The sequence below is a fragment of the Acidovorax sp. GW835-FHT14B10 genome (genome assembly GCF_058793725.1).
Window position 1 is genome coordinate 1 of the sequence record NZ_JBXAGC010000007.1, and the last position, 18,927, is coordinate 18,927.

Here is an 18,927-nt window from a genome sequence, read left to right on the forward strand (position 1 = left end):
CCATCGCTGCGCTCGGCCCCATCTCGCGGGCGCAAGCGCCACGCGCTGCGCAGACTGGGCCGAGCGCAGCGATGGCCCGAAGGGATGTTTGTTTGGGTTCCCTTCAGGATGCGCCGAGGAGCGCAGCGGCCAGCGGATCAGGGCTCGCGATTGTCTGAGCGCAACGCAGTGGAGCGAGTTCGAGCGAGACCCCGCTGGACGCGAGCACCGCAGGTTGCCCGCAGCGAAGCGCAGGGACGCAGCCTGTAGGGTCGCCTTTCTTTTGGGTACGTTTCTTTGGCGAAGCAAAGAAAAGTACCTCGCCCGCCGGGGCGAGACCCGGCCTCCGTCCCTAGCAAAAGCACGCAAACAAACCGATGCTCAAGCCCAGGCTTCGACCTTTCGACAAGCTCAGGACAGGCAAGCTCAGCCTGAACGGTCACGGAAAGGCTTGCTATCAAAAGTAATAGCTACCGCCATTTGCTGAATAAGCGCCAGAGCCCAATGAGACTCAAAAAATCAAACCACCACCCCTTCCCTCTCATCCGCCGCAAACTCCCGCAACCCCCGCAGTTGCTCATAAATCGGCGCAAAGTCCCCCGCTGTCATGTCAAACAACTGCTCGAAGCTGTCGATCACAAAGTACGTCTGCTGGTACGTGTCAATCTTGTAGCGCGTGCGCATCGTGCGCTCCAGTTGCAGGGGCAGGCGCTGGGGCTCGGGGCTTTGTACCGCATACGCCAGTTCGCCCGATGAACTGAGAATGCCTGCCCCATACGCCCGCAGCCCACCTGCCTCGCGGATCAGGCCGAACTCTATCGTGTACCAGTACAGGCGGCTGAGCATTTCGCAGGCGCCCAGTTGCTGCGCTTTCAGGCCACCCTGGCCGTAGCGCTGCACGTAGTCGGCAAACACCGGGTTGAACAGGAGCGGCACATGGCCGAACAGGTCGTGAAAGATGTCGGGCTCGACGATGTAGTCGAACTCGGCGGGCGTGCGGATCCAGTCCGTCACCGGGAATTGGCGGTTCGCCAGCAGGGTGAAGAACGGCACTTCGGGAATCAGCCCTGGCACGGCCACGATCTCCCAGCGCGTGGCGCGGTACAGGCGCTCGTTGATTTCCTCGAAGCGCGGGATATGGTCCTTGATGCCCAGCGAGGGCAGGGCCGCCACGAAGGCCTCGCTGGCCAGGCCGGGCAGCAGGGCCGACTGGCGCTCGTACAGGCGCCGGTAGGTGTCGTGGTCGGCGGCGGTATAGGCCGCGAAGTTCTGCGGGCAGGTGTAGTCGGCAGCGGCGCGCGTGTAGTCGCCGCGCGGAGGGCGCGCGCTGGCGCCATAGACGACGGGTTCGGTGGCCATGGCCGGCTCCCGTTCAGTCTTTCCTGCCTTCGAGCACGCCGCGCCGGATCTGGTCGAGCTCGATGCTTTCGAACAGCGCCTTGAAGTTGCCGTTGCCAAAGCCATCGTCGCCCTTGCGCTGGATGAACTCGAAGAAGATCGGGCCCAGCTGGTTCTCGCTGAAGATCTGCAGCAGCAGCTTGCCGGCCACGCCATCGATGAGGATCTTGCGCTGGTGCAGCGCTTCCACCGGCTCGCCGTGGCCGGGGATGCGTTTTTCGACCAGCTCGTAGTAGGTGTCGGGCGTATCGAGCAGGCGCACGCCGCTGGCGCGCAACGCATCGACCGTGTCGTAGAGGTTGTCCGAGCCCATGGCGATGTGCTGGATGCCCTCGCCTTTGTACATGTCCAGGTATTCCTGGATCTGGCCGGCCTTTTCCTTGCCCTCTTCGTTGATCGGGATGCGGATCTTGCCGCAGGGACTGGTCATGGCCCGGCTCTTGACGCCCGTGACCTGGCCCTCGATGTCGAAGTATTTGATTTCTCGGAAGTTGAACACGCGCTCGTAGAAGTCGGCCCATTCGTTCATGCGGCCACGGTGCACGTTGTGCGTGAGGTGGTCGATGTAGGTGAGGCCGTGGCCAACGGGGTTCAGGGCCTCGTTGGCCGACACGCCGGGCAGGGGCTCGAAGTCCACGTCAAAGAAACCGATGTTGCCGATGTCGCCGGGCTGGGCGCCGTTCTTGCCGCGCCAGCGGTCCACCAGGTAGATCAGGCTGTCGCCCACGCCCTTGATGGCGGGGATGTTCAGCTCGCCCGGGCCGGCCACGCCCGCGTAGCCCCAGGCGCCCAGGCCCAGCGCGCGCTCGTAGGCGGCCTTGGTGTCGTGCACGCGAAAGGCAATGGCGCAGACGCTGGGGCCGTGCAGGCGGGCAAAGCGCTGGGCAAAGCTGTCGGGCTCGGCGTTGATGATGAAGTTGATCTCACCCTGGCGGTACAGCAGCACGTTCTTGTGGCGGTGGCGCGCCACCGGCTTGAAGCCCATGCCCTCGAACACCTTGCCCATGGCTTGCGGATCGGGCGCCGCGAATTCGATGAATTCGAACCCGTCCGTGCCCATGGGGTTCTCCCAGGCGGCGGTGTCCTGCGTGGCTTGTTGCGGCAATGCTGCGTTCATGTTGTCTCCGGCCAGAAATGTGGAATGCTGTGCACTGTAGGCGCGCAAGCCCTCATGTTTCTGGCGAATTGAAGACGCAGTGGCGTACTGTTTGCAGGAATCATGCGCAAAATCAATATTTGACGAATGAAGGATGTTGATAATTCCGCGCCGTTTTTTGGAGCTATTCGCCGGCTTTGGCGGCGTGCCGCAGCGGTGGGTTGCAGTCCGCGCAGGGCCGGGGCGTGCGCCGCCTCTTCGCCGCAATGGGCATTGCGGGTGTTCGTTCGTAGAATCCTGCGCAATGAACGATGCCAACGCACTCGACAAGCTGGACAGGGCCATCCTGCGCCGCCTGCAGGACAACGGGCGCGAAACCTACGATGTGATTGGCGAGCAGGTGGGCTTGTCGCCGAGTGCCGTGCTGCGGCGCGTGAAGCGCCTGGAAGACAGCGGCGTGATCGCCCGTTATGTGGCCCTGGTCCGGCCCGAGGCCGTGGGGCTGGGGCTCACGGCCTACCTCAATGTGCGCCTCGAAAAACACACCGAAAGCCACAAGCGCAACCCCATGGACCTGTTCCGCGCCAGCGTGCAGACCTGGCCCGAAGTGGTGGAGTGCGCGGCGCTCACCGGCGAGATGGATTACCTGCTGCGGGTGGTGGTGGCCGATATGGCGCACTACAGCCGTTTCATCATGGACACGCTGCTCAAACACCCCAGCGTGCAGGACTGCAAGACCAGCTTTGTGCTCGACCGGGTCAAGGCCACCACCGCCGTGCCGGTGTGAGTCCCGGGGCGCTCGGGGCGGGTTTTTTTGTAACAGTGGCTATCAATTCAATAGCTTATGGCGCATTGTCTGTGTTGGATATCACGGTTTTTGTCCTGATTGGATGTTCGTCTCTATTTTGTTGCAGCGCAGCAAAAGTGCTGGAATAAATGAGGGAAAACCCTTAAATTCCATACCATGATCGCAACCAAAGATTGGCTCAGGGCTTCGTGGGACGCCAGCAAAGAAATGCTGGCGCCCTTTGCCGGCCCTTCGCTGGATGATGCCCCCGCATCCACTCCGCTGATGGTGCCCATCCGTTCGCTGGGCCCTTCCTACCGCGAGCGCATCACGCAGCATCTGCTGCGGCTGGAGCCGCCCGACCGCTACCTGCGCTTTGGCTATGCCGCCACGGACGAGCAGATCCGCCGCTACACCGAGCGGCTCGATTTCGACCGTGACGAAATCTTTGGCATCTACAACCGCCACCTGGAACTCATCGCCATGGCCCATCTGGCGTTTGCCGAGCACCCCGAGCACAAGCAATGCGCCGAGTTTGGCGTGTCGGTGCTCAAGCAGGCACGGGGCCGGGGGTTTGGTGCACGCCTGTTTGACCGCGCCATCATGCATGCCCGCAACGCAGGGGTGAGCATGGTGTTCATCCATGCGCTGACGGAAAACACCGCCATGCTCAAGATCGCTCGCAATGCGGGCGCCACGGTGCAGCGCGACGGCTCCGAGTCCGAGGCCTACCTGCAGATTCCGCCCGCCAGCCTGGACACGCGCATGACCGAAATCGTCGAGCAGCAATTCGCCGAGATGGACTACCGGCTCAAGCGCCAGGCCAAGCAGTTCTGGAACTTCCTGGCCGGGGTGCAGGAAGTGCGCAAGGGCGTGCAGCACGGACGCCACCAGTCGGCCGAATAGGGCCGTTGCCCGCCTGAGGCGCGGGCGGTGTCATGACAATCCGCTATCCTAGGGGTCTGTTCAACTACCGCACGTCCTGCACTCCAAGACAGTGTCTGACCCGCACCCCCAGCGCCTGCCCGAAAAGGAAGACAAGCGCACTTTCCTGCAAAAGGTGGCCGAGTTCATTCATCCCGGACCGGACTCCACCGAAGAACTCATCGAGACGTTGGCCGAGGCCGAGGACAACGAAGTCATTGGCGCCGACTCCCGCGTGATGCTGGAGCGCGTCATCCGCATGGCCGACATGACGGCCGGCGACGTGATGGTGGCCGCACCACGCATGGACCTCGTCAACATCGAGGCGCCCTTTGACGAGTTGCTGCGCCTGGTCATCAACACCGCGCACTCGCGTTTTCCGGTGTACCAGGGCGAGCGGGAAAACATCATCGGCATCCTCATGGCCAAGGACCTGCTCAAGCTGCAGCGGGCGCCCGAGCTGAACATCCGCGCCCTGCTGCGCCCGGCCGCCTTCGTGCCGGAAAGCAAGGGCCTGAACGACCTGCTGCGCGAGTTCCGCGGCAACCGCAACCATCTGGCCATCGTGATCGACGAGTTCGGCCGGGTGGCGGGCCTGATCACCATCGAGGACGTGCTGGAACAGATCGTGGGCGAGATCGAAGACGAGTTCGATATTCCCGAGGACGAGGGCGACATCTTCGGCCTGGCCGACCATACCTACCGCGTGAGCGGCGACACCCCCATCGAACGCGTGGCCGAGGCCTTTGGCATCACCCTGCAAGGCAGTGATCCCGAGGAAAGCTTTGACACCGTGGGCGGCCTGATCGCCCACGAAATGGGGCATGTGCCCAAGCGGGGCGAACACCTGCAGCTGTGCGGCCTGCACTTTGTGGTGCTGCACACCAAGGGCGGCGCCGTGCGCTGGTTCAAGGTGTCGCGCATCGGCGAAGACAGCACCTCCGGCTGATGGCCCGGCTGCAACGCCTGCCGGTTGCTGCGCTTGCGGGGCAGGCCTGTCTGGCCGCTGCGGCGGGCGTGGCGCAGGCCCTGTCCCTGGCCCTGCCGTGGAGCGGCGAGCCGCAATGGTGGCTGCAGATCCTGTCGCTGGCGGTGCTGGCCTGGCTGGTGCGCGTACCAACGCCCTGGCGCCGGGCGGCGGGCCTGGGCTGGGTGTTTGCCACGGCCTGGATGGCGGCCACCTTCTGGTGGCTGTTCATTTCCATGCACCACTACGGCGGCCTGGCGGCGCCATTGGCGGTGGTGGCCGTGCTGGGGCTGGCGGGCTTTCTGGGGGGCTACTATGCAGCGGTTTTGGCGCTTTTTTCGCGTCTGGCACCCACTCATCGCGCGCTGGCAGCTATTGTTTTCGGAGCGATCTGGATGCTGGCGGAGTTGGCACGCGGCACGCTGTGGACGGGTTTTCCATGGGGCGCCGGCGGCTATGCCCATGTGCAGGGGCCCCTGAGTGCGCTGGCGCGCACCGTGGGCGTGTACGGCGTCGGTTGCGTGGCAGCGGTGCTGGCCATGCTGCTGGCGCAGGCGCGCCCCGGCGATTTCCTGCGCCTGCGTGCCTGGGTGCTGGTAGCGTTGGGTGCGCTGGTGCTGGTGGGTGCGGGCCTGCAGCGCCAATGCGCCATTGAGTTGTGCCACACACCGGCGCTGCCGCCGCCGCCACCGATCAGCCTGGCGCTGCTCCAGGGCAACATCCCGCAGGACGAAAAATTCCAGCCCGGCAGCGGCGTGCCGCTGGCCCTGCGGTGGTATGCCGATGCACTGCGGTCTGCCAAGGCAAGCCTTGTCGTGGCGCCGGAAACCGCCATTCCGCTGCTGCCGCAGCAACTCACGCCGGGTTACCTGGAGGGGCTGGCGGCGCGTTTCGGCCAGGGCCCGCAGGCGGCGCTGGTGGGCATTCCGATGGGCGATGAAGTGCAGGGCTACACCAATTCGGTGCTCGGCCTGAAACCCGCGCAGCCGGCCCCCTACCAGTACGACAAGCACCACCTGGTGCCGTTTGGCGAGTTCATTCCGCCGTTTTTCCGCTGGTTCACGGCCATGATGAACATTCCCCTGGGCGATTTCAACCGGGGCGCCATCGGGCAGCCGTCCTTTGCCTGGGCGGGCCAGCGCATTGCGCCCAACATCTGCTATGAGGACTTGTTTGGCGAAGAGCTGGGCGCGCGTTTTGCCGATCCGGCCAGCGCCCCCACGCTGTTTGTCAATTTCAGCAACATCGGCTGGTTCGGCAACACGGTTGCCATCGACCAGCACCTGCAGATCAGCCGCATGCGCGCGCTGGAGTTCGAGCGCCCCATGGTGCGCGCCACCAACACCGGTGCCACCGCCATCATCGACCACCGGGGCGTGGTCACCCATGCGCTGGAACGCCACACCCGGGGGGTGCTGACCGGCCAGGTGCAGGGGCGCGGGCTCAGCGCGCAAGACGGCTGGGGCATCACGCCCTATGCCTGGTGGGTGGCACGCTGGGGCCTGGCACCCCTGTGGGCGGTAGGCTTTTGCGTGGTCGCAGGGGCTGCGCTTGCGCGGCGCAGGCGCTTGCGGCGCTGAGACGGCAGGCTGGCGTGGGTTGCGGGCCTGCCGCACCTTGATTCAGATCAGGCAACAAAGGGGGCTGTCGCGGTTGGCCAGCGGTTCAATCGGCGGGTATGCGGGCCATGGACCGTGTTGTGCCTTGATAATGGAGCCCTGCAACTGTGAGCAGGGGTTGCGAACGGTGAATTATTGAAGCGGCACGGCCGCTGTTCTGGAGCACGACTGAAAATGGCAGATTCCTTTTCCTACGAACAATTGATTGCCTCGGGCGAGGGCCGACTGTTCGGCGCTGACAGCGGGCGTCTGCCGCTGCCACCCATGCTGATGTTTGACCGCATCACCCACATCGACAGCGATGGCGGAGCGCACGGGCTGGGGAAAATCCGCGCCGAACTCGACGTCAAGCCCGATCTGTGGTTCTTTGCCTGCCATTTCCAGGGCGACCCCGTCATGCCCGGCTGCCTGGGGCTCGACGCCATGTGGCAGCTCATCGGTTTTTACCTGACCTGGCTGCAACTGCCTGGCCGCGGGCGTGCGCTGGGTGCGGGCGAGGTCAAGTTCACCGGCGAGGTGGGCCCTGGTGTGAAGCTCGTCACCTACGAAATCGACATCAAGCGCGTCATCAAGCGCAAGCTGGTCATGGCCATTGGCGACGCCCGCCTGCTGGCCGATGGCAAGGAAATCTACGTGGCCAACGACCTGCGTGTGGGCCTGTTCAAACGCGAGGTAGACGGCGCAGCACAAGGAGCCGCAGCATGACAAAACGGGTGGTCATCACGGGCACGGGCATCGTCTCGTGCATCGGCAACGACATGGAAACGGTCACGCAGTCCCTGCGTGAAAGCCGCTCGGGCATCCGCGCCATGCCGCAGTTCGCTGAGCTGGGCATGCGCAGCCGCGTGGCCGGCGTGCCCCAGATCGATCTGGAAGCGCTGATCGACCGCAAGCAGCTGCGCTTCATGGGCGATGCGGCGGCCTATGCCCACATTGCGCTGGCCAACGCCATTGCCGAATCGGGCCTCACGCCCGAACAGGTGTCGCACCCGCGCACCGGGCTCATCATGGGCTCGGGCGGCGGCTCGCCCGCCAACCAGATCGAGGCGGCCGACATCCTGCGCAGCAAGGGCATACGCCGCGTGGGTCCCTACCAGGTCACGCGCTGCATGAGCTCCACCGTGTCGGCCTGCCTGTCCACCAACTTCGGCATCAAGGGCATCAACTATTCCATCACCTCGGCCTGCAGCACTTCGGCACACTGCATCGGCGCGGCGGCCCAGCAGATCGCCTGGGGCATGCAGGACGTGATGTTCGCCGGCGGCGGCGAAGAAGTCACCTGGGGCATGGGCCTGCTGTTCGACGCCATGGGCGCCATGTCCAGCGCCTACAACGACACACCCGAAAAAGCCTCGCGCGCCTACGACGCCAACCGCGACGGCTTCGTGCTGTCGGGCGGTGGCGGTGCCGTGGTGCTGGAAAGCCTGGACCATGCCCTGGCGCGCGGCGCCACCATCCTGGGCGAAGTCATTGGTTTTGGCGCCACGTCCGATGGCGCCGACATGGTGGCCCCCTCGGGCGACGGTGCCATCGCCTGCATGCGCCAGGCCATTGCCGGCGTGAGCGAGCCCATCGACTACATCAACACCCACGGCACCTCCACGCCCGTGGGCGATGTGCCCGAGCTGCGCGCCATCCGCGAGGTGTTTGGAGACGCCATTCCACGCTTTTCGTCCACCAAGTCGCTCACCGGCCACTCGCTGGGCGCCACGGGTGTGCAGGAGGCGATCTACTGCCTGTTGATGCTGCAGCAGGGCTTCATCGCCGGCTCGGCCAACATCGAGACACTGGAGCCCGCCGCCGAGGGCATGCCCCTGGTGCGCGAGACGGTGGATGCGCCGATTCGCACCGCGCTGTCCAACAGCTTCGGTTTCGGTGGCACCAACGCCAGCCTGGTGCTGCGCCGCTGGGACGGCCAGTAAGACGCCCTGCGGGGGCAGGAATGCGGGCGCCAGGCCCATGAAAAAGAGAGCCTCGGGCTCTCTTTTTCATGCCCGTTGCCTCCACCGTTTCTCTGGGGCCTTCAGGGCACAGCCTGTGCTTGGGCTGCGGCACGGGCCGCCACGGCCTCGGCGCGCTCGCCCACCAGCTGCGCATAGCGCTGGGGGTCGGTTGCGGCTTCGCTGCCAAAGAACAGAAGGCGGCTGCGGGCCGTGAGGCCCAGCGCCTGGCGCGCCGCATCGCTCTGGCAGGCCGCCACGGCCGCCGCCACGCCGGCCACGGCGGATTCGCCCGCCACGATCACCGGGTCGTTGCCGAGCGGGCGGGCCAGCAGGCGCATGGCCTCAATGGCGGCCTGGTCGTTGATCACGCAAAAACCGTCGGTGCCGTGCTCCAGAATCTCCCAGGCCAGGTGCGACACCTCGCCGCAGGCCAGGCCCGCCATCAGCGTGTCGAGGTCGCCGGTGACGGCGGTCAGCCGGCCCGCCTTGGCGCTTTGCGCCAGGCAGTCGGCGCGGTCGGGTTCCACCACCACGAAGACCGGGCGCTCGCTGCCGTCCCGCTCCCAGAAATAGCCGCACACCGCTGCGGCCAGGCCGCCCACGCCGGCCTGCACAAAGAGGTGGGTGGGGCGCTGCGCGAGTTGCTGCGCCGCTTCCTGCACCATCAGCTGGTAGCCCTGCATCACGTCGCGCGGCACGTCCATGTAGCCGGGGTACGAGGTGTCGGAGATGACGAAGCGGCCGTGGAGCTTGGCGTCGGCATCGGCCTGGCGCACGGCATCGTCGTAGTTCCCGGGTGTGCGCACCACCTCGGCGCCGTAGCAGGCAATGGCGGCCTTGCGGCCTTCGCTTACCGTGGCGTGGATGTAGATCACGCAGCGGCAGCCAAACAACTGCGCGCCCCAGGCCACGGACCGGCCGTGGTTGCCGTCGGTGGCGCAGGTGACGGTGATGCCGGCACACAGCGCGCGCAGTTCGGGCGTCCGCAGGTCCTGCGTGGAAAGCGGGCGGCCCAGGCGGGCGCCCAACTCACGGCACAGCAGGCGCGCCACGGCGTAGGCGCCGCCCAGGGCCTTGAAGCTGCCCAGGCCAAAGCGGCTGCCCTCGTCCTTGTAGTGCACGGCGGCCACGCCCAGCGCCTGCGCCAGCGCCGGCAGGCGGTGCAGCGGCGTGACCGCATAGCCCTGCCAGCCGGTCAGTTCACGCTCGGCCTGCACCAGTGCCGGTGCGCCCAGGATGGCGCTGCGGCGTTCGCCATACGGGGCCTGGCGGTTGGCGGCAGGGTTGCGCAGGCATTCAGCGGTGAGGGCGGGAAGTGGGGGCATGGGGGATCTTTCTGTCAAACCGAAGCTAAGGCTCATGGCATTTGGCATCGCCACGCGGCGCGGCCTTGAAGCGGCAGAGCCATTGCAACCCTCCCCATCAAACAGTCCAGCGCGCACGCCGGCGCCGCAATGCCCAGGAGGGCGCTGGAGACGTGTGCCGCATGCGCCATGGTGGTGCCATTCCAGAATTTACAGGGGTTGCAGGGCCGGCGGCGACGGTGGCGGCATATCGCTGTGCTGCACCTTAAAATCACCGTTTGCGCAGCGCGGACTGCCACTCCTTTTCATAGCCGCAGGCCCGGCCTGCGGCAAGCCAGAATCGATCCATGCTGACCTTCCAACAAATCATCCTGAAGCTGCAGACCTACTGGGACGCCCAGGGCTGCGCGCTGTTGCAACCTTATGACATGGAAGTGGGCGCCGGTACATCGCACACCGCTACGTTTTTGCGCGCCATCGGCCCCGAGCCCTGGAAGGCCGCCTACGTGCAGCCCAGCCGCCGCCCCAAGGACGGCCGCTACGGCGAGAACCCCAACCGCCTGCAGCACTACTACCAGTTCCAGGTGGTCCTGAAGCCCGCACCGGCCAACATCCTGGAGCTATACCTCGGGTCACTCGAAGCGCTGGGCTTCGATCTCAAGAAAAACGACATCCGCTTTGTCGAGGACGACTGGGAAAACCCCACGCTCGGCGCCTGGGGCCTGGGCTGGGAGGTCTGGCTCAACGGCATGGAGGTGACCCAGTTCACCTACTTCCAGCAGGTCGGTGGCATTGACTGCAAACCCGCCACCGGCGAGATCACCTACGGCCTGGAGCGCCTGGCCATGTACCTGCAGGGCGTGGACAACGTCTACAACCTGACCTGGACCGAAGGCGCCGACGGCAGCAGGCTGAGCTACGGCGACGTGTACAAGCAAAACGAGATCGAGCAGTCCACCTACAACTTCGAGCACAGCGACGCCGACTTTTTGTTCACCGCCTTCAACGCGCACGAAAAGCAGGCCCAGCACCTCATGGAGCAGCAGCTGGCGCTGCCCGCCTACGAGCAGGTGCTCAAGGGCGCGCACAGCTTCAACCTGCTCGATGCGCGCGGCGCCATCAGCGTGACCGAGCGCGCCGCCTACATCGGCCGCATCCGCAACCTGGCCCGCGCCGTGGCCAAGAGCTATCTGGACAGCCGTGCGCGCCTGGGCTTCCCCATGGCGCCCAAGGAGTGGGCCGCCGAGGTGCTGGCCGACCTGGCCCGGGCCGAGCAGCAACAACAGCACAAGAAGGCCGCCTGAAGGCGCAGCGCGGAGCACTGAAACCACCATGACCCACCCGAATCTTCTCGTCGAACTGTTTGTCGAAGAACTGCCCCCCAAGGCCCTGCAGAAACTGGGCGACGCCTTTGCCGGCGTGCTGCTGGAGCAGCTCCAGGCCCAGGGCCTGGCGGCTGCCGGCTCGCGCCTGACCGCCTATGCCTCGCCGCGCCGCCTGGCCGTGCACATCACCGAAGTGGCCACCAGCGCGGCCGACAAGGCCGTGTCGCAAAAGCTCATGCCCGTGGCCGTGGGGCTGGGCGCCGATGGCCAGGCCACGCCGGCGCTGCTCAAGAAACTGGCGGCGCTGGGCGCCGATGCGTCGGCCGTGGCAAGCCTGGAGCGCGTGCACGACGGCAAGGCCGACGTGCTGTTCTACAACAGCACCGCCAAGGGCGCGACGCTGGCCGAAGGCCTGCAAAAGGCGCTGGACGAGGCCATTGCCAGGCTGCCCATCCCCAAGGTGATGCGCTACCAGCTGCAGGACGGCTGGAGCAGCGTGCACTTCGTGCGCCCCGCGCATGGCCTGGTGGCGCTGCACGGCACCGAGGTGCTGCTGTCGGTGCAGGCGCTGGGCCTGGCCGCGGGCAACACCACGCACGGCCATCGCTTCGAGGCTGCGGTGGACCCGGTGGTCATCACCAGCGCCGATAGCTATGCCCAGCAGCTGGCCAGCCAGGGCGCCGTGATCGCATCGTTTGCCGAGCGCAGGGCCGAGATCGCCCGCCAGCTTGCCGCCGCCGCCGCGAAGGTCGGCAACGGCGCCCGCCCGATTGACGACGACGCGCTGCTCGACGAAGTCACTGCGCTGGTCGAGCGGCCCAACGTGCTCACCTGCTCGTTTGAGAAAGAGTTTCTCGACGTGCCGCAGGAATGCCTCATCCTCACGATGAAGGCCAACCAGAAGTACTTTCCGCTGCTCGACGCCGCTGGCAAGCTCACCCACCAGTTTCTGGTGGTCAGCAACATCACGCCCGCCGATGCCAGCCTGGTCATCGGCGGCAACGAGCGCGTGGTGCGCCCGCGCCTGGCCGATGCCAAGTTCTTCTTCGACCAGGACCGCAAGAAAACCCTGGCTTCGCGCGTGGAGAGCCTGGGCAAGGTCGTGTACCACAACAAGCTCGGCACGCAGGGCGAGCGCGTGGAGCGGGTGCGCTCCATCGCCAAGGCCATCGCAACGCAGCTGGGCGACGCCGCTCTGGTGGCGGATGCCGACCAGGCCGCGCTGCTGGCCAAGACCGACCTCGTGACCGACATGGTCGGCGAGTTCCCCGAGCTGCAGGGCACCATGGGCCGCTATTACGCCCTCAACGACGGTCTGGGCGAAACCATTGCCGACGCCATCGAAGACCACTACAAGCCCCGCTTTGCCGGCGATGCGCTGCCGCGCAACACCGCGGGCGTGGTGGTGGCCCTGGCCGACAAGCTCGAAACCCTGGTCGGCATGTTCGGCATCGGCAACCTGCCCACGGGCGACCGTGACCCGTTCGCGCTGCGCCGCCATGCGCTGGGCGTGATCCGCATGCTGGTTGAAAAAGACCTGCCGCTCGATCTGCATGCCCTGCTGAGCGGCGCCGTGCCTGCCTTTGGCGACAAGATCACCGATGCCTCGGCCGCGCTGGCCGACTTCATCTACGACCGCCTCGCCGGCAGCCTGCGCGAGCAGGGCTACAGCGCACAGGAGGTGGATGCCGTGCTGGCCCTGCGGCCGCAGCGCCTGGCACAGGTGCCCCAGTTCCTGGCGGCCGTGCGCGCCTTTGCCGCGCTGCCCGAAAGCCCGGCCCTGGCCGCGGCCAACAAACGCGTGGGCAACATCCTCAAGAAGGCCGAACTCGAAGGCCCGGTGGACGCCCACGTCAACTCCGCCCTGCTGCAAGAGCAGGCCGAGCAGGACTTGTTCGCCGCTCTGCAGCGCTTTGTGCCCGAAGCCAATGCGCAGTTCGCAGCCGGCGACTACACCGCCAGCCTGCAGACCCTGGCCGTGCTGCGTGCACCGGTGGATGCATTCTTTGACGATGTGATGGTCAATGCCGAGCAGCTCGACCTGCGCCTCAATCGCCAGGGCCTGCTCAAGACGCTGCACGAAGCCATGAACCGCGTGGCCGACCTGTCGCGCCTGGCCGTGTGAGCTTGGTGCTGATAGGCTGGCGGCTCTCACAAGGGAAACCCACCCCATGAAACTCGTCATCCTGGACCGCGACGGCACGCTCAACCCGCAGGGCGATGATTTCATCACCTCGCCCGAAGAGTGGAGCGCTCAGCCGGACGCGCTGGAGGCCGTGGCCCGGCTCAACCATGGCGGCTGGCGGGTGGTGGTGGCCACCAACCAGCCCGGGCTGGGCCGGGGTTTGTTCGACGTGGTGTCGCTCAACGCCATCCACGCCAAGATGCTGCGGCAGGTGGCTGCGGTGGGCGGGCGCATCGACGCGGTGTTTTACTGCCCGCACGCGCCCGATGAGGCCTGCCATTGCCGCGCGCCAGCGCCCGGTTTGCTCGAACAGATCTGCGACCGCTATGGCGTGGAACCGTTCGATGTGCAGGTGGTGGGCAGTTGCGTGGAGCATCTGCAGGCGGGGGCCGCGCTGGGTGCGCAGGTGCATCTGGTGTGCACGGGCCGGTCGGCCCATTGGCAGCCCGGACAGGCCTTGCCCATCGAATTTCCCGCCGCGACGCAGGTGCATGCCAGCCTGGGGGCGTTTGCCGAGCAAATGCTGCCCACGGCGCCTGCGCCGTCCCCAACACCTGCGCCGCCCCTGGTGGTTTGATGCTGCTCATTTGATAGCTTGCAGCGTTTGCCTGGCAAGCGCCATCTTCCGAAAACACTTGAAAAATATATGGCCCTGATCCGTTCCATCCTCCACATGCTCTGGATGGGCATCACCGTGGTGCCCTACACGCTGGCCATCCTGCTGGTGCGCATGCTGGGCGCCAGCAGCCGCACGCGTTACCGCATCGCGCGGGCCTGGCTCAAGCTCAGTGTGGATTCGGCGCGCGTGATCATGGGCATCCGCACCCGCATCACCGGCATGGAGCACCTGCCCACCGCGGAAAACCAGGGCGTGGTGCTGCTGGTCAAGCACCAGTCCACCTATGAGACCTTCCTCATGCCGGCCATCATGCCGCGCCCGCTGGCCTACGTGTTCAAGAAGGAGCTGCTGCGCGTGCCCTTCTTCGGCTGGTCCATCGGCAGCCTGGACATGATCCACATCGACCGCGGCCAGAGTGCGCGTGCCTTCGTCAAGGTGGTGCAGCAGGGCCGGGCGCTGCTGGCCCAGGGCACCTGGGTCATCATGTTTCCCGAGGGCACCCGGATAGAGCGGGGGCAGGCGGGGCAGTACAAGAGCGGCGGCACGCGGCTGGCCATTGATACCGGGGTGCCCGTGGTGCCCGTGGCCGTCACCTCGGCCCGGGTCTGGCCGCGCAAGGCCTTCATCAAGCGCCCCGGGGTGGTGGATGTGTCGATCGGCCAGCCCATCTCCAGCGTGGGCCGCAAGCCCGACGAGCTGATGCAGGAGGTCGAGGCCTGGATCGAAGCCGAAATGCGGCGCCTCGACCCGGAGGCTTACCCCGAGGCCGCTTCCACCAACCCGTGAGGGGGCCATGATGCAGCGGTTGGTGCAGCTGGCGCTCGATCTGTTCGACCCGCCCGGTGCGGATCGCCACGCGGGTGAGGCGCCTGTGGTGCCAGAGCCTTCCGCGCAAGAAAGCAAGCCAAGACGGCCCGTAGCGCCGGTGGGCACAGCGCCAACTGCGCCTGGTAGCGTAGCGATTGACCCGCGTCCGGTACCTCCTGTCGCCGCGGCCCTGCCGTCGCTGCTGTCCCCCGCCGAGTTCCGCCATCCACGGGCCAACCGCGAGGTGCTGCTGGGCGATGCCGTGGTGGCCTATGCGCTGCAGCGCGTACGCCGGCGCAGCATCGGCTTCACGGTGGGGGCCGATGGCCTGGCCGTGCGGGCACCCACCTGGGTCACCTTGCCGGCCGTGGATGCGGCGCTGCGCGAAAAATCGGGCTGGATCCTGCGCAAGCTCGATGAAGCGCGCGCGCGCCAGCAGCGCAGCGAGGGGGGGCGCATCGTCTGGGCCCATGGAGCACAGCTGCCCTACCTGGGCGAACCCCTCACCGTGGTGCTGGACCCCACCCACGGCTTCACCGGCAAGGGCGGTGCCCTGCATGCCGGCAGTGAAGGCGGCGGGGGGGCGAGCCTGCGCATCGGCCTGTCCCACAGCGCCAGCCCGGCACAGATCCGCGATGCGGTGCAGGCCTGGCTGATGCGCGATGCGCGCCGCCATTTCACCACCCGGCTCGACCACTTTGCGCAGCTGCTCGGTGTGCGCTGGACCAGCCTGCGCCTGTCGAGCGCCCAGACCCGCTGGGGCAGCGCCAAGGCCGATGGCTCCATCCGCCTGAACTGGCGCCTGCTGCACTACCGCCCGGCCATCATCGACTATGTGGTGGCGCACGAGTTGGCCCACCTGCGCGTGATGGACCACAGCCCGCGCTTCTGGGGCACCGTGGCCACGGTGGTGCCCGACTACCCGGTGCTGCGCCACGCCCTGCGCGAACAGCCGGCCCCGCTGTGGGAATAAGGGCAACGCTGAACAAGTCCCTCGCGCGCCGCGCATCCCTGTTTTGGGCGGTCTGCGGCGTTGTAAATGCTCGCAATAGCGACGGCTATTGCTGTGCTTTGCGCCTTGCAGCCCATCCCAAATCAGGGCGCGCGCCATCGCTGGGACTTATTCAGCGTCGCCCAATCGCGCAGATACGCAAGGCCCGGGCTGGAAGGCGATGGCCTTGCGCGGCACAATGGCAGTCCATTCTGCCTGGATGCCCACCATGATTCCCCTGCAGCTGTTCGACCCCGCTTCCAGTACCTACACCTACATCCTGCACGACCCCGCCACGCGCGATGCCCTCATCATCGACCCGGTGGACGAGCAGCTCGACCGCGACCTGGCAGTGCTGCAGGCGCACCACCTCACGCTGCGCTGGGCCGTGGAAACCCATGCGCACGCCGACCACATCACCAGTGCCGGCCGCCTGGCCGAGCACACCGGGGCGCACACGGCGGTGCCCGTGGGCTGTGGCATCGGCACGGCAGCGGTGCAGCTGCTCGATGGCGAGACGCTGGCCTTCGGTGGCGAAACCCTGCACGCGCTGCACACGCCCGGCCACACGGCGGGCGGCATGTCGTACCGGTGGCGCAACCATGTCTTTACTGGCGACACCTTGCTCATCAATGGCTGCGGCCGCACGGATTTCCAGTCGGGCAGCGCGGCCGACCTGTATCGCAGCATCACCGGCGTGCTGTTTGCCCTGCCGCCGGAAACCACTGTCTGGCCCGGCCACGATTACCACGGGCGCAGCCACTCCACCATCGGCGCCGAAAAGGCCGGCAATGCCCGCGTGGCCGGCCGCAGCCAGGCCGAGTTTGTGGCGCTGATGGAGTCGCTGCACCTGCCGCGCCCGCGCCGCATCGACGAAGCCGTGCCCGCCAACCTGCATTCGGGCCTGCGGCACGACGCCGATGGCGCCACCCTGCAGGCACCGCGCACGGCCGAGGGCTATGCGGGCGATGTATCGGCCCAGCTGGCCTGGCAATGGGTGCAGAGCGGGCAGGCCGTGCTGATCGATGTGCGCAGCGATGCCGAGCGCGAATGGGTGGGGCAGGTGCCCGGCGCCATCGCCGTGGCCTGGAAGCAATGGCCCGGCATGGCGATGAATGCCGATTTCGACGCCCAGCTGCGCGCCGCCGTGCCCGAGGGCGGCCGCGCCGTGCTGCTGTGTCGCAGTGGGGTGCGCTCCATCGCTGCCGCCCGCCGCGCTACGGAACTGGGCATCACCGCCTACAACATCCTCGAAGGCTTCGAGGGCGACCCCGATGGCCATGCGCAGCGCGGCAAGAAGGGCGGCTGGCGCTTTCAGGGTCTGCCGTGGAAGCAGGGTTGATGCTCCCAAAAAAATAGCCACCAGCGCTGGCATGTGAAGCGCTGCCAGCTGATTTCTCAAATTCGGCTTGCTCCCGTGCCGCATCCATCGGCAGCGCTTGAACCACCACTGCCCACACCAGTGCACCCGTGGAACCGGCTTTGCCGGGCCACCGGGTGCGTCCCCCTCGGGGGAAGGCGCCGCAGGCGACTCAGGGGGCTACTTGACTGCCGGAATGCGCAGCTTCTGCCCGGGGTAGATCTTGTCGGGGTGCGTCAGCATGGGCTTGTTGGCCTCGAAGATCTGGGGGTACTTGCCGGCATCGCCGTAAAACTTCTTGGCGATGGCCGAAAGCGTATCGCCGCGCACCACGTCGTGGTACTGGCCTTCGGGCTCGGGGTTGGTGACGTCCATCTGGTTGTCCACGCTGGTCACGTTGGCCACGTTGCCGCAGCACAGGGTGATCTTTTCCTTGACCGATTGCGTGGGTGCCGTGCCTTTCACGGTGACCTTGCCCTGCGTTCCATCAAAGGCCACCTGCACGTTGCTGGCGCCCAGGTTCTGGGATGCGATGTAGGTTTCGATGGCCTTGGCGGCATTGGCGTTGAGTTCGTCCGTGGCGGCCGGGCTGCCCGGTGCCGCCTGCGCGTCCTTGCCGCCAAAAAGTTTCTCGCCGGCTTCCTTGATGAAACTGAATAAACCCATGTCGATTCTCCTGTGGTTGCAGAGTGGGGGGAGGGGTCACTGTATCCCCGCGACTGCCGTGCGGCATGTCGGACAAATGCCCGATCTCGCGCGCAGTGCCTGCGCAGTGCGGCACCTGCCGTGGCGCCCAAAGGGGCGGGTGAAAAAACTCTGGATAATCCGCCGCATGACATTCTTGGCCATCGACGTCGGCAACACGCGTCTCAAATGGGCGCTGTACGACGCCCACCGTCCGGGTGCTGCCTTGCTGGCGCATGGCGCCGAATTCCTCGACCATATCGACCGCCTGGCAGAAGGCTCGTGGGCGCAGCTGCCCGCACCGGCCAAAATGCTGGGCTGCGTGGTGGCGGGCGACGCCGTCAAGCGCCGCGTGCAGGACCAGATGGAGCTGTGGGATGTGGCGGCGCAATGGGTGGTGTCGTCGGCGCAAGAGGCGGGCGTCACCAATGGCTACGACTACCCCTCGCGCCTGGGCTCGGACCGCTGGGTGGCCATGATCGGGGCGCGACACCATGTGCTCGCGCAAGGCCCGGCGCGCCCCCTCGTGGTGGTGATGGTGGGCACGGCGGTCACCGTGGAATGCATCGACACCGAAGGGCGTTTTCTGGGCGGCCTGATCCTGCCGGGCCACGGCATCATGCTGCGCGCCCTGGAGGCCGGCACCGCCGGGCTGCATGTGCCCACGGGCGACGTGCGCCTTTTCCCTACCAACACCAGCGATGCACTGACCAGCGGCGGCACCTATGCCATTGCCGGGGCGGTCGAGCGCATGGTGCAGCATGTCATGGCCCACTGCGGCGCCGAACCCGCCTGTGTGATGACCGGCGGTGCGGGCTGGAAGATGGCGCCCAGCATGACGCGGCCGTTCGAACTGGTGGACAACCTGATCTTTGACGGCCTGCTGGAGATCGCCGCGCGGCGTTTCGGCTGACCTTGGGCGCAGCCGTGAGGCTGCAA

General features: G+C 66.5%; 17 protein-coding genes and 1 pseudogene. 14 read left to right on the forward strand and 4 right to left on the reverse strand.

The annotated features are described in order from the left end of the window. Window positions 1-498: 498 nt before the first annotated feature. Both phhA and hppD read right to left on the reverse strand, forming a co-directional pair. A complete protein-coding gene (gene phhA / locus AC1Q5S_RS07195; protein ID WP_422204448.1) occupies window positions 499-1,338 on the reverse strand; it encodes a phenylalanine 4-monooxygenase in 840 nt (279 codons plus the stop codon). Between the two features lie 13 nt (window positions 1,339-1,351). Further along, the gene (gene hppD, locus AC1Q5S_RS07200; protein WP_422204450.1) at window positions 1,352-2,494 is read right to left on the reverse strand and encodes a 4-hydroxyphenylpyruvate dioxygenase; all 1,143 of its coding nucleotides are present in this window, start codon (window positions 2,492-2,494) and stop codon (window positions 1,352-1,354) included. Between the two features lie 283 nt (window positions 2,495-2,777). On the opposite strand from hppD, the gene AC1Q5S_RS07205 reads away from it, so the two are divergent. The 6 genes from AC1Q5S_RS07205 (at window position 2,778) to fabB (ending at window position 8,692) form a co-directional block, all read left to right on the forward strand. Then, window positions 2,778-3,260, forward strand: coding sequence for an Lrp/AsnC family transcriptional regulator (locus AC1Q5S_RS07205; protein WP_026436747.1), 483 nt, complete (start codon window positions 2,778-2,780; stop codon window positions 3,258-3,260). A 177-nt stretch (window positions 3,261-3,437) separates the two neighbouring features. Continuing rightward, window positions 3,438-4,166 carry a GNAT family N-acetyltransferase gene (locus AC1Q5S_RS07210; RefSeq protein WP_422204453.1) on the forward strand — a complete coding sequence of 243 codons (729 nt, stop codon included), beginning with the start codon at window positions 3,438-3,440 and terminating at the stop codon, window positions 4,164-4,166. 91 nt (window positions 4,167-4,257) lie between these two features. Next, window positions 4,258-5,133 carry a CorC family transporter gene (locus AC1Q5S_RS07215; protein WP_303835671.1) on the forward strand — a complete coding sequence of 292 codons (876 nt, stop codon included), beginning with the start codon at window positions 4,258-4,260 and terminating at the stop codon, window positions 5,131-5,133. Further along, window positions 5,133-6,731 carry an apolipoprotein N-acyltransferase gene (lnt, locus tag AC1Q5S_RS07220; RefSeq protein WP_422204455.1) on the forward strand — a complete coding sequence of 533 codons (1,599 nt, stop codon included), beginning with the start codon at window positions 5,133-5,135 and terminating at the stop codon, window positions 6,729-6,731. The genes AC1Q5S_RS07215 and lnt overlap by 1 nt, the downstream gene beginning before the upstream one ends. Before the next feature lie 213 nt (window positions 6,732-6,944). Further along, window positions 6,945-7,475: a 3-hydroxyacyl-[acyl-carrier-protein] dehydratase FabA gene (gene fabA, locus AC1Q5S_RS07225; protein ID WP_303835667.1), complete on the forward strand. Its 531-nt coding sequence runs from the start codon at window positions 6,945-6,947 to the stop codon at window positions 7,473-7,475. Then, the gene (gene fabB, locus AC1Q5S_RS07230; protein ID WP_422204458.1) at window positions 7,472-8,692 is read left to right on the forward strand and encodes a beta-ketoacyl-ACP synthase I; all 1,221 of its coding nucleotides are present in this window, start codon (window positions 7,472-7,474) and stop codon (window positions 8,690-8,692) included. The genes fabA and fabB overlap by 4 nt, the downstream gene beginning before the upstream one ends. Window positions 8,693-8,793: 101 nt before the next feature. On the opposite strand, the gene AC1Q5S_RS07235 is transcribed toward fabB, so the two are convergent. Continuing rightward, window positions 8,794-10,038 (reverse strand): diaminopropionate ammonia-lyase, encoded by a 1,245-nt coding sequence (locus AC1Q5S_RS07235; RefSeq protein ID WP_422204460.1) that lies wholly within the window; start codon window positions 10,036-10,038, stop codon window positions 8,794-8,796. Between the two features lie 326 nt (window positions 10,039-10,364). Here AC1Q5S_RS07235 and glyQ point away from each other — a divergent pair, with 326 nt between their 5' ends. The 7 genes and pseudogenes from glyQ (at window position 10,365) to AC1Q5S_RS07270 (ending at window position 17,286) form a co-directional block, all read left to right on the forward strand. Next, window positions 10,365-11,321: a glycine--tRNA ligase subunit alpha gene (gene glyQ, locus AC1Q5S_RS07240; protein WP_303835662.1), complete on the forward strand. Its 957-nt coding sequence runs from the start codon at window positions 10,365-10,367 to the stop codon at window positions 11,319-11,321. 28 nt (window positions 11,322-11,349) lie between these two features. Then, entirely contained in the window at window positions 11,350-13,467 is a 2,118-nt protein-coding gene (gene glyS / locus AC1Q5S_RS07245; RefSeq protein ID WP_303835660.1) for a glycine--tRNA ligase subunit beta, read from the forward strand. A 46-nt stretch (window positions 13,468-13,513) separates the two neighbouring features. Next, complete coding sequence (gene gmhB / locus AC1Q5S_RS07250) at window positions 13,514-14,104, forward strand: D-glycero-beta-D-manno-heptose 1,7-bisphosphate 7-phosphatase (protein ID WP_422204463.1); 591 nt, start codon at window positions 13,514-13,516, stop codon at window positions 14,102-14,104. A 69-nt stretch (window positions 14,105-14,173) separates the two neighbouring features. Further along, complete coding sequence (locus AC1Q5S_RS07255; RefSeq protein WP_303835655.1) at window positions 14,174-14,932, forward strand: lysophospholipid acyltransferase family protein; 759 nt, start codon at window positions 14,174-14,176, stop codon at window positions 14,930-14,932. A 10-nt stretch (window positions 14,933-14,942) separates the two neighbouring features. Continuing rightward, window positions 14,943-15,926 carry a M48 family metallopeptidase gene (locus AC1Q5S_RS07260; protein WP_422204469.1) on the forward strand — a complete coding sequence of 328 codons (984 nt, stop codon included), beginning with the start codon at window positions 14,943-14,945 and terminating at the stop codon, window positions 15,924-15,926. 247 nt (window positions 15,927-16,173) lie between these two features. After that, window positions 16,174-16,674: pseudogene (locus tag AC1Q5S_RS07265) on the forward strand (MBL fold metallo-hydrolase); the annotation flags it as partial. 174 nt (window positions 16,675-16,848) lie between these two features. Next, complete coding sequence (locus AC1Q5S_RS07270) at window positions 16,849-17,286, forward strand: rhodanese-like domain-containing protein (protein WP_422204471.1); 438 nt, start codon at window positions 16,849-16,851, stop codon at window positions 17,284-17,286. 198 nt (window positions 17,287-17,484) lie between these two features. Here the strand turns inward: AC1Q5S_RS07270 and lysM are convergent, their stop codons facing one another. After that, entirely contained in the window at window positions 17,485-17,970 is a 486-nt protein-coding gene (gene lysM / locus AC1Q5S_RS07275; protein ID WP_026436734.1) for a peptidoglycan-binding protein LysM, read from the reverse strand. Window positions 17,971-18,136: 166 nt separating this feature from the next. Here lysM and AC1Q5S_RS07280 point away from each other — a divergent pair, with 166 nt between their 5' ends. After that, window positions 18,137-18,901, forward strand: coding sequence for a type III pantothenate kinase (locus AC1Q5S_RS07280; protein ID WP_026436733.1), 765 nt, complete (start codon window positions 18,137-18,139; stop codon window positions 18,899-18,901). Window positions 18,902-18,927 lie beyond the last annotated feature (26 nt).